Source organism: Pseudomonas sp. CM25 (assembly GCF_013179705.1).
Classification (GTDB): Bacteria; Pseudomonadota; Gammaproteobacteria; order Pseudomonadales; family Pseudomonadaceae; genus Aquipseudomonas.
In genome coordinates this window covers 1-13,524 of the sequence record NZ_JABMCW010000008.1, presented here as the reverse complement: position 1 = coordinate 13,524, position 13,524 = coordinate 1, and the positions used below count along the sequence as shown (strand labels likewise).

12 protein-coding genes are annotated in these 13,524 nt (G+C 55.4%); 4 read left to right on the top strand and 8 right to left on the bottom strand.

Annotated features, from left to right (window positions below; translation table 11 throughout):
* Nucleotides 1–240 precede the first annotated feature (240 nt).
* The 3 genes from HP546_RS01760 to HP546_RS01750 all read left to right on the top strand — a co-directional run bounded on the left by HP546_RS01760 (nt 241) and on the right by HP546_RS01750 (nt 2,253).
* Nucleotides 241–606, top strand: a complete 366-nt coding sequence (locus tag HP546_RS01760; RefSeq protein ID WP_172219040.1) for a DUF3085 domain-containing protein — start codon at nt 241–243, stop codon at nt 604–606.
* A 299-nt stretch (nt 607–905) separates the two neighbouring features.
* Entirely contained in the window at nt 906–1,229 is a 324-nt protein-coding gene (locus HP546_RS01755) for a hypothetical protein (protein ID WP_256678409.1), read from the top strand.
* A gap of 85 nt (nt 1,230–1,314) precedes the next feature.
* Nucleotides 1,315–2,253, top strand: coding sequence for an ArdC family protein (locus HP546_RS01750; RefSeq protein WP_172219038.1), 939 nt, complete (start codon nt 1,315–1,317; stop codon nt 2,251–2,253).
* 82 nt (nt 2,254–2,335) lie between these two features.
* Here the strand turns inward: HP546_RS01750 and HP546_RS01745 are convergent, their stop codons facing one another.
* Both HP546_RS01745 and HP546_RS01740 read right to left on the bottom strand, forming a co-directional pair.
* The gene (locus HP546_RS01745; RefSeq protein ID WP_172219036.1) at nt 2,336–2,701 is read right to left on the bottom strand and encodes a histone-like nucleoid-structuring protein, MvaT/MvaU family; all 366 of its coding nucleotides are present in this window, start codon (nt 2,699–2,701) and stop codon (nt 2,336–2,338) included.
* Nucleotides 2,702–2,825: 124 nt separating this feature from the next.
* On the bottom strand, nt 2,826–3,020 hold the full coding sequence (locus HP546_RS01740) for a hypothetical protein (protein WP_172219034.1): 195 nt from the start codon (nt 3,018–3,020) through the stop codon (nt 2,826–2,828).
* A 222-nt stretch (nt 3,021–3,242) separates the two neighbouring features.
* Here HP546_RS01740 and mobH point away from each other — a divergent pair, with 222 nt between their 5' ends.
* On the top strand, nt 3,243–4,955 hold the full coding sequence (gene mobH / locus HP546_RS01735; RefSeq protein ID WP_172219032.1) for a MobH family relaxase: 1,713 nt from the start codon (nt 3,243–3,245) through the stop codon (nt 4,953–4,955).
* A 202-nt stretch (nt 4,956–5,157) separates the two neighbouring features.
* On the opposite strand, the gene HP546_RS01730 is transcribed toward mobH, so the two are convergent.
* From HP546_RS01730 to HP546_RS01705, 6 genes are all read right to left on the bottom strand, one after another.
* Complete coding sequence (locus HP546_RS01730) at nt 5,158–6,528, bottom strand: hypothetical protein (protein WP_172219029.1); 1,371 nt, start codon at nt 6,526–6,528, stop codon at nt 5,158–5,160.
* 58 nt (nt 6,529–6,586) lie between these two features.
* A complete protein-coding gene (gene qatD / locus HP546_RS01725; RefSeq protein WP_172219027.1) occupies nt 6,587–7,327 on the bottom strand; it encodes a Qat anti-phage system TatD family nuclease QatD in 741 nt (246 codons plus the stop codon).
* On the bottom strand, nt 7,327–8,592 hold the full coding sequence (gene qatC, locus HP546_RS01720; protein WP_172219025.1) for a Qat anti-phage system QueC-like protein QatC: 1,266 nt from the start codon (nt 8,590–8,592) through the stop codon (nt 7,327–7,329). Before qatC ends, qatD begins: the two co-directional genes overlap by 1 nt.
* On the bottom strand, nt 8,589–9,434 hold the full coding sequence (locus HP546_RS01715; protein ID WP_172219023.1) for a hypothetical protein: 846 nt from the start codon (nt 9,432–9,434) through the stop codon (nt 8,589–8,591). The genes qatC and HP546_RS01715 overlap by 4 nt, the downstream gene beginning before the upstream one ends.
* Nucleotides 9,434–11,347, bottom strand: coding sequence for a P-loop NTPase fold protein (locus tag HP546_RS01710; RefSeq protein WP_172219021.1), 1,914 nt, complete (start codon nt 11,345–11,347; stop codon nt 9,434–9,436). The genes HP546_RS01715 and HP546_RS01710 overlap by 1 nt, the downstream gene beginning before the upstream one ends.
* A 392-nt stretch (nt 11,348–11,739) precedes the next feature.
* Nucleotides 11,740–12,879: a hypothetical protein gene (locus tag HP546_RS01705; RefSeq protein WP_172219019.1), complete on the bottom strand. Its 1,140-nt coding sequence runs from the start codon at nt 12,877–12,879 to the stop codon at nt 11,740–11,742.
* Between the last annotated feature and the right edge of the window lie 645 nt (nt 12,880–13,524).

Below are 13,524 nucleotides of genomic sequence, written 5' to 3'. Positions count from 1 at the left end.
TTTCCAGCAGCCCAGGTAGCCATAACCTTTGAGGCTACGTCACACATGTGATGGTTACCCCAAAATGCGATACGCGTTCGGCAGCTCGCATGGTCACCGTTCCCCGGTGATGAACGCTTTCTATTCTCTCTGGGCTCAGTGAGCCCGCGTCTTTGATGCACCCTACTCACATCCATTCCAGTGCTGGGAACTCTCCCACACGGGGGTGGAGTTCCTCCGCACCCTCTGGAGGATCTCATCATGCTGCGTTTCACAGGCACTGAACTTCACGCCGTGTTGGCCGAGGCCGGTATCAATGGTTGCAGACTGATACTGGTCAAGGACCACGGTGTTTACCTCATGTCCGAGATCGGCGAAAGCAAACCAGACGGTGGCGGCCGCAAACGCGTGGCCTATGCCACTGGCTGCAACCCTAACGTCGACGACTTCGATACCTGGTGGAATCGCGCCCGCGAAGAATTCGGCGGCGATGATTTTGCCGAGTACTTCGACATCGATGATCCTGTCCTCGCCAGCCTTCGCGGTACTGCAGGATCACTGGTGGTAGAGGCCACCTCCACCCACCTGTACCTGGCCGCCGATGTTGATCCGGCAGGCAAATCTTGAACGCAGAAGCGAGCTCCACGCGTACCCAGAGCGGCACCTTAATCGGGCCTCTCTGGGCGCCTCTCGCATCATTCTTCAGTCGGTTGAGGACCGCCGTTTGTCAGGAATCCAAGGAGGGAAGTCTTCGCTGGAACTCCCTGGATAGAGCCCTCCGTATAAGGTGCAGATCGGAGATTGACCTCACGTCCAAGCGCGGTTTAATACATGGACGCACCCTGCTCAATGTCTTGTTCAGATTGAGCAGGTTCACGCACGAACCTCACATGAGGTGTCGCGGGATCAGCTACGCGGAGGTCCCAATGTCCAGGATGAAGCGCTTTTCCAATGCGGTGGTACTGAGCCCAGGCGTTTGGCAGCAGTTCATTGCACCTGCCACAGGTGAGGAACCAATTGGACAGTCAGGCCTGCGCCTGGCATGCCTGCTCAACAGCGTGCGGACTTCGGCACCGCGTGCTTCACACTGCCCCATCGAGCTGCAACTCGACCGCTTGCGGCACAACGGCACTTCAGTATCTGCTCACCTGCCGCAGCTTCAGCTGGCTCGCATCACGCCACGCAGGGGCCCGGCTTTTCTGCTCATCCGGCTACCCGGCGAGATCGTAGTAGATATCGCCGCCCTCTAACCCTGCTGCACCGCTACTGCCTGACTACCCCACCGGGAACCCTTCCCGGCTGGGCAGCGTTCCCCCTACACGCCCGGAGAACGCCATGTCAGATGTCTATCTGGATGTCACCAACAAGATCGTCAGCGCCTTAAGCCAAGGCGTGATCCCCTGGATCAAACCCTGGACCACCACCGGTTCAAATGCTGACTCCCCTTTTCCAATCAACGCCATCACCAGACGCCCCTACGCCGGCATCAACATTCCACTGCTGTGGGCCGAGGCGCGCCTGCGAGGTTTCACCCAGGATCGCTGGCTGACCTTCAACCAGGCACGCAAAGCTGGTGGCCATGTACGCAAGGGCGAGCAATCCACCCTTGCAGTGCTGTACAAACCGATGAGCAAGGAGGCGCACGACGAGGACGGCCAGGTCGTTCGCGATGAACAGGGCAACATCAAGATGGTGCAGTTCGCCCTCTTGCGCACGCACTGCCTGTTCAACATCGAGCAGACAGAAGGCTTGCTTGGCGAGCAGCCAGAACACGCTGAGCACACCGAGTCGCCTGCTTTTATCGACCATGCCCCAGCCGAACAGTTGCTGCTAGCCAGCGGCGCCCAGATCGAGCATTGCTACGGCGATAGCGCGTTCTATCAGCCGCTGCGCGATCGCATCCAATTACCCACCAAGGCCCAGTTCGAGGACGTTGGCAGCTACTACGCTACGGCCCTGCATGAGCTGACTCACTGGTCGGGTCATCGATCGCGCCTGAATCGCGATGGCATCACCGGCGGGCACGCGTTCGGTTCCGCAGCCTATGCTTTCGAGGAGTTGGTCGCGGAAATGGGTGCAGCGTTTCTCTGCGCACTGACCGCTACCCAGGGAGAATTGCGCCACGAGGAGTACCTGGCCTCCTGGCTGAAGATCCTCAAGGAAGACAAGCGTGCGATTTTCCGCGCCAGTGGCCAGGCCCGTGAGGCCTCGGAGTTCCTGCTGGCACTGCAGGCCGACCGCATCACAGAAGCGCCGGAGCGACTCACGGCGTGATTTCCCTCAACCAGCAATAAGGCCCCGATTGGGGCCTTTGTTTTTTCTGTGGGGCCGGCATCGACCCCCAGTGAGCAGCCGATTACTGCAGCCAGCTCTCGACGGTATCCGAGCCGTGTTCCTGCTTCCACTGCTTCAGGATCTTGTGATTGCCACCCTTGGTTTCCACGACCTCACCACTGTGCGGGTTCTTGTAGCGCTTGACCTCGCGCGGCTTGCGCTGAGCGCCGCTCGACACGCTTGCGGCACTCACGTTCACGCCCTTGGACGGGTCCAGAATGGTGATCACCTGACGCAGGCTCATGCCGTACTCTTCCAGCAAGGCTTTCAGCTTCTGTTCAAACTCGATTTCCTGCTTCAGGCCGGAATCGTTTTTCATCGCATCCAGCTGTTGAAGTTGCGCGGCCAGCTGCGCTTCCAGTGCTTTGAATTCGGCAAGTTTGGACATGAGAAATCTTTCCTAGGCATGAGACATTTGTAGGTATAGTAACTGAGACATACTCAATATCCAAGTATTAATTCCCAATCTAAGAGTCATTCTATGCTCATTAATTGCAGAACTCTGTGACAGATCAGTCAGCCAAGTTCTGACAAAGATGGGCCACCACTTCGCGAGGCGCCACGCTGTTGCCAATCTTGAACAAGATGTCGCGCTGGCTGCGCGGCATCTTGTTCGCACAGCGCTTGGCGGCAGACCGAATGGCAGCATCAGTGCCATGAATTCGGTCCGTCAGCAGCACGATCAATAGAGCATCACTCAGCGTCATCAGCGCCCCAGATTAAAAAATGATGCCGGGCAGTCTACCCCCACTCGAAAGGGTCGGCTATGCCGATCGGCCGGCTAACCCGATGCGCCAGACTTCGGATTATTGCACTCGCGAAAAAGGCCAACGCGGTAAAGGGTAATGGTGTCAATGGAAGGGGGCGCAAGGGTAAGAGGCTTATCCGAAAAGGCAAAAGGACCTTTTGAACGCAAGGCAGGTACTGCGATGAAACGCTGGTGGTTCAAACCTCAAAAAGGCCTTCCCGAAGAGACCAAATCCGCCGCCGAGGGTTTTCTTCCAGCGCTGTCGGCAGAATCACTGCTTGCTGCTGGCCACCGCAAAAAGCTGCTTGACCGCATCTGGCAATACACTGCCCTTTCTCAACCGCAGTTCGAGCAACTCTACCTCGAACCGATCCACCGCTACGCCATCTATGTACAGCAACTACCGGCCAGTGAGAGTCATCACCATGCCTATCCTGGGGGCATGCTCGACCACGGCTTGGAGCTGGTGGCGTGCAGCCTGAAGTTGCGTCAGTCCTACCTGCTCCCCAGTGGTGCCGCACCGGAAGACCAGGCCGCGCAGGCTGATGCCTGGAGCGCCGCCATTGCCTACGGCGCCCTTCTCCATGATGTTGGTAAAATTGCCGTCGATCTCCAGGTGGAGTACCAGAATGGTGAACGCTGGCACCCCTGGCACGGCCCCCTGAACCAGCCTTACCGCATCCGCTACCTCCCCGACCGGGATTACCAGTTACACGGTGCCGCCGCAAGTTTGCTGTATATGAAGATCCTGCCCCCAGCCCTACTCGACTGGCTCTGCATCTACCCAGCACTGTGGAAACAGTTACTGTCCTTGCTAGCCGACCACTATGAGCTCGCCGGCACGCTTGGGGAGCTCGTACTGCAGGCAGACAGGGTTTCCACGGCGCAAAACATCGGCGCCAACCCGATAAAGGCACTGCAAGCACCCAAGCGCTCGCTGCAACATCATCTGTTGACGGGGCTGCGCCATCTGATCAAAAACGAATTCAAGCTCAACCAGCCCGGCGCGGCCGGCTGGCTCACCCCGGACCATCTGTGGTTGGTCAGCAAAACTGCGACTGACAAACTGCGTGCCTACCTGCTGGCCCAATCCGTTGATGGTATCCCCTCCTCCAATATCGCCTTGTTCGATGAGCTGCAATCACATGGATTGGTGGACGCGACAGGTGAAGGGAAAGCGGTGTGGAGCGCCGCCGTCACAGACGGGGACTGGCAGCATCGTTTTACCTTTCTTCGCCTAAGGCCGGGCCTGATTTGGGCCGATGAGCCCCGACCAGCATACTTTGGCGGTACGGTTGAGCCGGTGCTGGACGATTCTCTGCCAACTCATGAAATCAGCGAGTCAGCCCCAGATCGGCCGCAAGTAGTTCCAGAAGAAAAACTGCACGCCCCCGAGCAATTGAATCAGGATTTCGACTACCTCGACGATTTGATGGACATGTTGCAAGTGCCAGGCGAGCTCGAAACTGGATCAGGCACGGGAAGCCAGCAATCCGCCGCTGCGCCACCCCAGGATGCCGCAGGGCTTGCCTTCCTCGAGTGGCTGCGCGACGGAATCCATACTCATCGCTTACTGGTCAACGACAGCAAGGCAAAGGTCCATACCGTGGACGGCACTTTTTTCCTAGTCACGCCGGGCATTTTCCAGCGTTACGCTGTCGAGCACGCCACGTTGGTCGAAACAGCGACTCAAAGAGAGGAATGGCGAAGCCTCCAGCGTCAATTTGAGAAGTTGGATGTTCATCTGAGAAAGCCCAATGGTAGGAATATTTGGAGCTGCGAGGTCAGAGGTCCCCGCAAAGCCAGCTCATTGAATGGCTACTTGTTACGCGACGCCAGATCAATTTCGAGGGAACTTCCCGCCAACAATCCGTTTTTGACTTTAATCTCTTAAAGCCCGGAACTACCCAGCCGTTCATTCGCGAACCGTGTGGGATGTGGCAGTCAGTAATGGTGCCGCTAATAGTGCTGGTGCGTTTACTGGAGACCACAAGGTATTTCTACACATCCCAACCTTTTCTACAACATGGCAGGGCTATTCAGACCTATGCACACAACCTTGCCGAAAAGCGAGGCGAGCTCATCGCATCACGCTGTCATAACAAAGCGTATCGATCAAATAGTGCTCGGAAGAACCGGACCAGCACCTCTTCAGCGCCAGGCTGACCAAGCTCGTATCCCCCAAACCTATACACTTCATAGCCTGACAACCTGAGCAGTCTGTCTGCAGCCACCATGGCTGAGTATCGCTTCGGGCTAGCTCGGCCATCATCCGTTGCGTAATGGTGCTGGCCATCGACTTCGATGACTATCCTGACACCGCCGGGCAGCAGCAGAAGAAAATCCATCCGCGACCGGAGTAACGCGTCTTTGCCACGTTGCGCAACCGTCTGCGGATCCCAGTGAAACCAGACCTCTGGCAGTAGAGCTGGGAGGTTTGGAACGTTCTCCCTGGGGAACGCTTTGTAGAAGCTTGTGAACGCCAGTGACTGCACCTTCGATGTGCCCTTGAGACTCTCGCTCAAGCGTTGATACAAGGGCTTTTTGCCCTCCCCTTTACTGAGCCCTTCCTTCTCCTCGTACCATGACTGCAGGTCTCGCCATAGCAAACCGGCATGTCCTATTGACCGGTCATAAATCAGCACCCTATCCACACTGGTCATCACCTCGACATCATTATCCAAAGCGTTGCTGAGCCGGAGGTCGGGCTTAACTGACGATGCGAAGATCAGATTCTTGGGAGCAGGTTTTCCTTCAGCGCCGATGTAGGCCAGCGCCAGACTCAAGTAACCGTCATCAGCTATCGTCGCGACAAAATGGACGCCACAGGGAGCAAGGGCGCCATCAACAGCTGCCATAAAGCAGCGCTGCGAGTTTTCATCTGGCCTCACTTGGGATGAAGCCAGCGACTCTAGAAAATGGGTGAATCGGGAATCAGAACACTTGAATGCACCGAGCACTTCAAAGAGTTTCGTGACAGACCAGTCTTGATTCCTAACAAAGTGCTGCACAATGAGATCACGCAACGTGGGGCCAAAGGTGAAATCGGGTTGCAGACTCCCCTCGTCGACTCGCCAGTAAGCCCCAATTGCCTCTTGGAAGCCTACCTCATCAATGAACAAGGGATGAGCTTCAAGGCTATGGGCCAGATCACGTCTGTAGCGCCCTGGTATGACAGGGCAATTTCCGTCACTCCACAAGAGCTCCTGGAGATTGTCGCGCTCGTAGACTGTCAGAGAAAGAGTCTTCAGCGCTTCTTGAGACGCAAGCACAAGTTGCTCATCAGTCGAAGCCCAGACACCACCGCTCAGGTGCTTTCGCTTTGAGTCTGCCTCTGGGCAATCCTCTAGGCCCAACCGAGCAAGGAGCGGCGGGATATCTATGCTTCTGAAGTTGTCCTTCTGGTCACCCATGATCTTGGCGAAGCATTCGCGCAGCGCTGTTAGGTTGGCTGACGTACGGGGCATGACATAATCTCAGAGAAGGACTGCCTCACTTGCTGAAGTTGCGAGGCCATCAAGAGAGTTAACCAGCAGCACGGATCAATCCAATGAGCCGATGGGAGTTGACCTCGAGGCTGAGGATTACTTCATCCACTGGCAGCGCCCAAGCATCTGCCAGCAACACAGCCGTTTGCCTTGAGCTCCAAGGCATGACGGTTTCGCCATTCACTTGTGCAAATGGCCCGTCACTTTCGGGCACTACACGATGTCGAGGCAGTTTTTTGGCTAATGCTTTCCCAGATGCGGAGTTGAAAGCTGCCGGACCAATGCTGAACCAGCATCCCATATCGGAGGCTGTCTTAAGCTCTGAGGCAGTGCCGGTAAACCAGTGAAGTACGGCTATTCCGTATCCTGGGTGGCCATCAAGGATGGACAACACATCTCTAACAGCCTGCCGCGAATGGATGCTCAACACTCGACCGCCCAATTTCGCACATTGGGAGACAACGGCATTGAACACCTTGAGTTGAAAGTCATAGCTTCGTTGGAAGCGCTTCGAGCCGTCCAAACCGACCTCTCCGACGGCGCCTGCATGCTTGATTTGCTCAAGCAGACTCTCGAGTTCGCCATACCGTTCATGCACTAACTCTGGATGTAACCCAGGTGTGATTAACAGGTTCTCATGCCCACCTAAAACTCGACTGGTAGCCGTGTAAGCCCGGGGGCTGGTGGTAACCAGCCAAGTGAACTCGTTTTTTTTCACCGCCTGCGCGCACACATCACGGGCGTTGGGGTAAAGGTCGAGATGACAGTGGAAATCCATCAAAGCAATCCGTCTCCGGTCAGAAGGGCCTCCAGCTCCTGAATGCCGTTGCTAAGTACCGCGCGATACTGACGTCGTTCAGGAACAGAAGCAAACGCCAACGAGGCACCCAGAAATCTATCGACTCCCTTCTCTTTTGCCGTGAGCACCGCCAAAGCCACAGCCATAGGGTCGTCAGGCCCATTTGATTTTTCACTGGTTTTTAAGTTCGGGTGAACGTACTCAGTTTCATCAGCGCCGCCAGTCCAAGCCGTGAAGGCGGCTCGCCTGATCATACATGGGACACACCTTCCGCAGTGCGTTCGATTATAGGTGCGGAATCGACCACAACTGGTGCTATCAGAGGCAAGTTGGAGTAGCCGTGGCTGATCCAAACATTCGTTCATCATCTGCCCTTTGGTCTTGTACTGATAAGGTAACTCCAGCTGAACGGAAACCCCAACACCGTCCAAGACGCGCTGCAGCTGACTTATGAAGAACGGATGCGTCGTACGAGTACTAAGACTCGACACTCTGCCCGGTACCAACGGAGGGTTAACACAGATGAAGCCGTTCTCCGGGATGAACACTGTCGGGCGCACATTATCCAGCCGGGAAGCAGCAAGAACTGCGAAAGCATAAAATGCCAACGATCGCCCCCGGGTCGAAGGCTCGCGCGGCCCTTTGAAACTGATGCCGTGGCTCCACTGATAGTGAGCGCCGGCACCGCCCAAGAGGTGTGCGTAATCTCGCTGACGCTGGGAGTCCTCATGAGCCAGCTGGGAAACGAAAAGTGGGCGTCGCCCTTGAGCAACAAGATCCAAGCCGCCAATGAGACTGTCGAGACCACCAGACAGCAGGGAGACACAATCCTGCTCCTTGCCGACAAAGCGACCTTGAGGAGGAGGCAGGCCTGCGTCGGTAAAAATTAGCGTCCAGTAATCACCTGTCAGTACCTTCAGCAATTGCTCAAGCTCAGTCTTCCAAGGCCCCCAGCGCATAGGATCAAACAGCCCTACACTCAGCTCGATCGTCCTCGTCCAACCATCAGCACTTGTGCCTCTAAGCGCACAGAGATCAGTAGCGCATACAGCCAGACAGAACTGGACGAAATCCCAGGTCTCTGCACTTGGGCGAAACCCCTTCCGTTTCAGCGAGCCGTGCCAGCTCTTCGCGATGGTGCCAACACCCTCACGTTTCGCACTTTTGAAATAGGTAAAGGCGCGCTCACCTTCTCCGAGCTCTGCTGGAAGGCGGTCGACGCTGGTGCAAATGACCTTGATCATTCAGCGAATACCTCCAGCGCGGTTTGAAGCACTGCTTGGGCGAGCGTTTGCGGATCAACTCTGCGCCCTACTAGACCTTCCATGATTCGCTGCACCTCTCCATGAACCCATTCTTTTATGTCGTTGCGAAATTCTTGGATTTCAACCGGTGAATACTTGAGCTTCTCGTAGGTTTGACCCAACTGAAGATCCATGCGGTTGCAAACCTCATTGGCGATCGTAAAACCAATGACGGAAGTGATCTGCTGATCACTCAATTGGAGGATATCTACGTCGGGGTCCTGCTCGTACAACTGCCCCAATGCATCAACGGCGGCGTTTCTCAGAGATTCGTCGTCAACGCTCCCTGTCTCAGGCATGACCTTTTTGATAACTTCCAGCGCAAGGTCATTGGCCGAAAGGTTGAGTCCTCGAATCCATTGAATCCAGTCCAAGACCTGCGGGTCTGTACCGGTTCGCACTGCTTCAAGAAACGATCCCAGACGTCCTGCGCCCTGAGCAACCCCGCGCATCGTGCTGGTCGCGCGCCCTGCCCCACCCATACCTTTATTGATCATGCTGCTGGCCGCGCCACGCAGCGCGTCGCGACCACCACCAGAAAGATACTTACCCATTTTGGATCGAGCCGGCATGAACCTGCGGTCAGGGGCTAGGTCATGTTCCTGGGCAGGGTTCTGGCCATCGTCTGGTGCATCCTGTGGTTGTTCACCATCGCCATCTGGCGCACCATCTCCAGCCCCGTCTCCCGGACCTCCATCGCCAGCTGAGTCGCCTTGATCTAACCATTCAGGGTCGAATGGAGAGCCTGCCTTACCACCACTGCTTGATGTCGAGGTACCCATCAGGCATCACTCCTTAACGCCGACTCGATGGCCCGCTTTGTAATCTCACGAATACCGGTTTCTTCTGCCCATGACCTTAGGACGTCCTTGGCCCAAGCTTGACCAGCAAGTGCAGGAATGAGTCCAGGACCGACGGACTCAACAGGCGCAAGCCCTAAGAGTCCGGCTGCACGCTTACCGAGTGCCGGATGAACCTTGCAAGGCTCGATCAAAATGACCATTTCGCTAGCAGACCTCCATGTCCGCGAGGGCGTATTAGCCTGCCAGGCTTTCACCATTGCAAGCTCAGCCTGCTCGCTATCGACGGCGGCGATGGCTCTCGTTAAATGTTCATTTGAGGCGGTAGCAGCTTTCAACGCATCCCTCAGCTCACGAGCAGCAGGAGTCATGTTGTCGTCCCCAAAGTCGCGGGTCGCGGTATCTCTGCTGAGGTGGAGTAACGGACGCAGATCGGCTGCGCCCAGGGAGGGCGCCAACTGCAACCACTCCAGAACAAACGGGTCGTCAGCGAATAGCTTGGATTGGGAACCTCCCTCACGTGCCACTTCCTCTGCCTGGAGCAGCTCCTGCACCTTGCCATCATTTTCAGAGCTAACCATCGACGACAACGTGTCCGCCAACTCCTCCTTATAACGCTCCAGCAAATGCCACTTGGCCAAAGCCGGGATATCCAACGAGATACCTTGGGGCAACGCCAATGACTCACGCAGGTAAACCGTGTTCAAAAAGCGCTTCATCAGTCGTGGATTTGCGCTGATGCTGGTCGACTGGAACATGAGAGTGGCCAACCCCTGTGCCAGATCCATGAGTTGCTGAAGGCGGCCATCCGATCCAACCAGCTCGTGCAGGAATGCAGACGATATGGTTTCTCCAAGCCAACTTCTCGCAAGACGTTGAGGAATTTCCACCTTGGCAAGATCAAATTTTTCTTGAGGAAAACCACCGCTTCTAGCCTCTTTCTCGAGCAAGAGCAGAACCAAGTATGCCTTGGCTTCGTTTACCCCAATGCGAGGTACGTGGAGAGGCACCTGGATCAGCTTATCGAAATAGTTGGTAGCGATATCACTCTTGATCCCGGTGCCTTCAAAATGCTTCTTGACTGCGCCATGAATAAAGTCATTGTCTGCGGCGATCACGAAGGCAGTACGCTTGAGGAAAAGCAGTAACCGGATCGACTCGAGGGTTGAAATTGCTGTCTCCGGCAGACACCGATCCAAGTCATCCACGAACACTACGAGAGTGATGCCAAGCTCTTCCAGCAGCTTCTCAAGGGCGAGACGGAAAGCATGAATTTCGTTCGGCAGGGAGAGAGGTTTGGCTGGGTTTAACAGGCCGGCAGGCTTTAAATCCGGCGATCCTTCTTCATCCTTCTCTTTGCCCACTGCGTCTTCCGCTTGCGGAGCATCTTCCTCTGCTGTGAATGCATCCCAGAGGCTCGCCGCCTTTCCGATCGCTTTCCCAACCGCCCCAACGGGCACTCCGGTCGTCAACGTGATTGCGGCTTCACCACCGACTTGAACGAGGCGCAAAAAGTTGATGCGCTTTAAGAGCTCCAGGGCCTTCTTCTGCAGAGGTGCATTACCCTTGGCGAGCTCAAGCACGTGATCGCCTACGATCTGCAGGAGGGCACTTCGTGCACTTTCGAAGTCCTGATACAGCCATGGGTTGAACGTGATTACAACATACCGATGCTCCGCGAGCTGCTGCGCACCAGCGAATTGACGCTGCTGGCTACCCTCAGTCTCAAGCCGGGCCGCAATCATTTTCACAAGAGATGATTTGCCTGCCCCCCACCCACCTGAAACGCCTATCGAAATCGGCTCGCCGTGGCTCTGCCGGAGGAGGCTCGCGCAGGCGTCAGCGACCACGCCAAAATTGAGGTAGTCGACAGTTGTTTCGTTGTCATGCCACATGCTTTGAAGTCCGTTTCGCTCTATTTGGAAAGCGCTTGGAGCGCCTCACCGCCCTGATCACTGCGTGAAGCGGAATCGAGGTAGGGCCATGATGCGTCCATACGTCTAGGTGAAGTGTGGCCAGCGTGAGTGACTCAATTACCGTCTAATCGGTTTCGAATTTCGCTGGGCGGGTTGAAGCTACGCAGGAATACTAAATCGCCTAATGCCAATTAGCCACACTTCAAAGCGTTCAGCAGTTACTGTTTGTGTACAAAAAAAACAAAGTTGACGCCAATAACTGGGCGCTTTTCACGATTTGGCATGCCTCAGAACCGAGCCCGAGGCAACACATATTGTCCCCGGGCTCAGATCCTGCGCACGGCAAAAAAGCGTATCGATATCTTGACTGATCAGCTCAACGGGTGTTCGAGATGGATTTTGTCTGCGCCTAACAGCATCTGCAAATACGCCACCTCGTCGGCATCACACTTCAGCAAACGCTCGTCAAATACAGCCTGGAAGCCCCCGCTGAGATCGGTGCTCACTTTTTGGATCTTCATTCCCATCCAAAGCATCGCAAGGTTTTTGTCACGCGTGAGCAACGCAGAACGATGTACACGACTGTGGAGTTGGAACTCCCTCAGCAAAAACAGCAGGAAAACATCCCACATGGCGTTGTAGGCCTGCGCCGCCCCGTAGACGATTGCCGGCTTCAGTACTTTCTTCGCAGGGTTGAAGTTCTGCGAAGCTGTCAGCGCGCTAAGCGCCATGACGACGCTCATGTGCTGAGGTGAAATACCAGTTTCCCTCGCAGCCTGAATGAGCATTTGCCAGGCAGCACGCCGCTTTGATCGTCCGGTTGTCGCCATCAGGGATGGCCCGACCTTTTGAAGGAACTCCATGCCCTTAGAAAAGTACGAGTGATAGCTGTCAAGAGTGGCTTGGGTTTGCGCCCGATCATAGGACGTCGGCCAGACCTTGACATCTGGGATGGCACCCGCAAGGTCAGCTAGGGCGATCCGAAGCTGTTGATGCACGAGATCTACATCCGGGAGGCCCTGGATATTGCCCTCAAGCCCGTAAGGCAAGGGATTTAGCGAACTGCTGCAAGGCTGCTGAACCAGGAGATCGAGAAAGTCCTTTCCCGACGCTACACCTGGCTTGATCATGCCCCCCTCAAACCTCGCCTTGATTTCGGCGACAACATTCTTGTCTACGAGAATGTTGGTGCCAGTCAAGCAATAGATCAACGGCAGCCAGCCACCATCGACTAAGCAAATGCTCTCATTTTTGATTGCAGGGTCAATCTGCAGATTTCTACTGACCCAGATGCCTACCGGGGGCACGCCAGGCTTAGAGGTGTTGCTTCCCACATCGACCCGCCCTCTAATCTCTACGAACAGGGGCTCACCCTTTTGGTACTTGAACCAGTCGTCCAAAGTGAGGGGTTTAGCGGTAACCTCTCCCAAGACAATACCATCGGCATTTGATGGCAATACTTCATCATGAGCTAAAAGCATGACCGAAACGGGCGAACCTACCTGCTGCAACTCAAAACCTCCCAGGTTTACTGTCGTGTGATGGGTACCAACTGGGTAGTGAATTGTTCTGTTCGTTGGACGACGCCACCTGAGTTGCAGCGCATTTGCAGCTCTTGTGTTACCTGCTCTGGTTGGAAGGAAGCTGCAACGAAGCCCGTGAGCCGTCCTTTTTAGCAGCGGATCCCACTTGATCGGGCACCCCAGTGAACCCAATACGTCCACCACTATCCGTAAAAGACCAGAGGAAGCCAACCTAAAAATGGGGGACCAGATGGGGGACCAAAAACGATCAGGCACAAAAAAGCCCCGAAAATCAGGGCTTTAATGAGAATTAGTGGCGGAAGCGTAGGGATTCGAACCTTCCAGCTGCCCTCCCTCTCGGCTAATCGCCATTTTCGCATGAGCGGATGCAAATGCCCGAGACTCTACCGTTTCTGAATTATTGACTAACGGCAGTTGAAATTCGGTGGGGCAAAAAGTGGGGCAAAATTGTTAAGCAGAGAAAAGCGGACATGCATAAAAAAATCCAGTCACCGCTAAGTGACTGGATTCTTTGGAGTTATTTGGTCGGGACGGAGTGATTCGAACACTCGACCCCTTGCACCCAATACATAACAAACCACGGTAATGGCTTGATAACACAGGTCTTCCGGC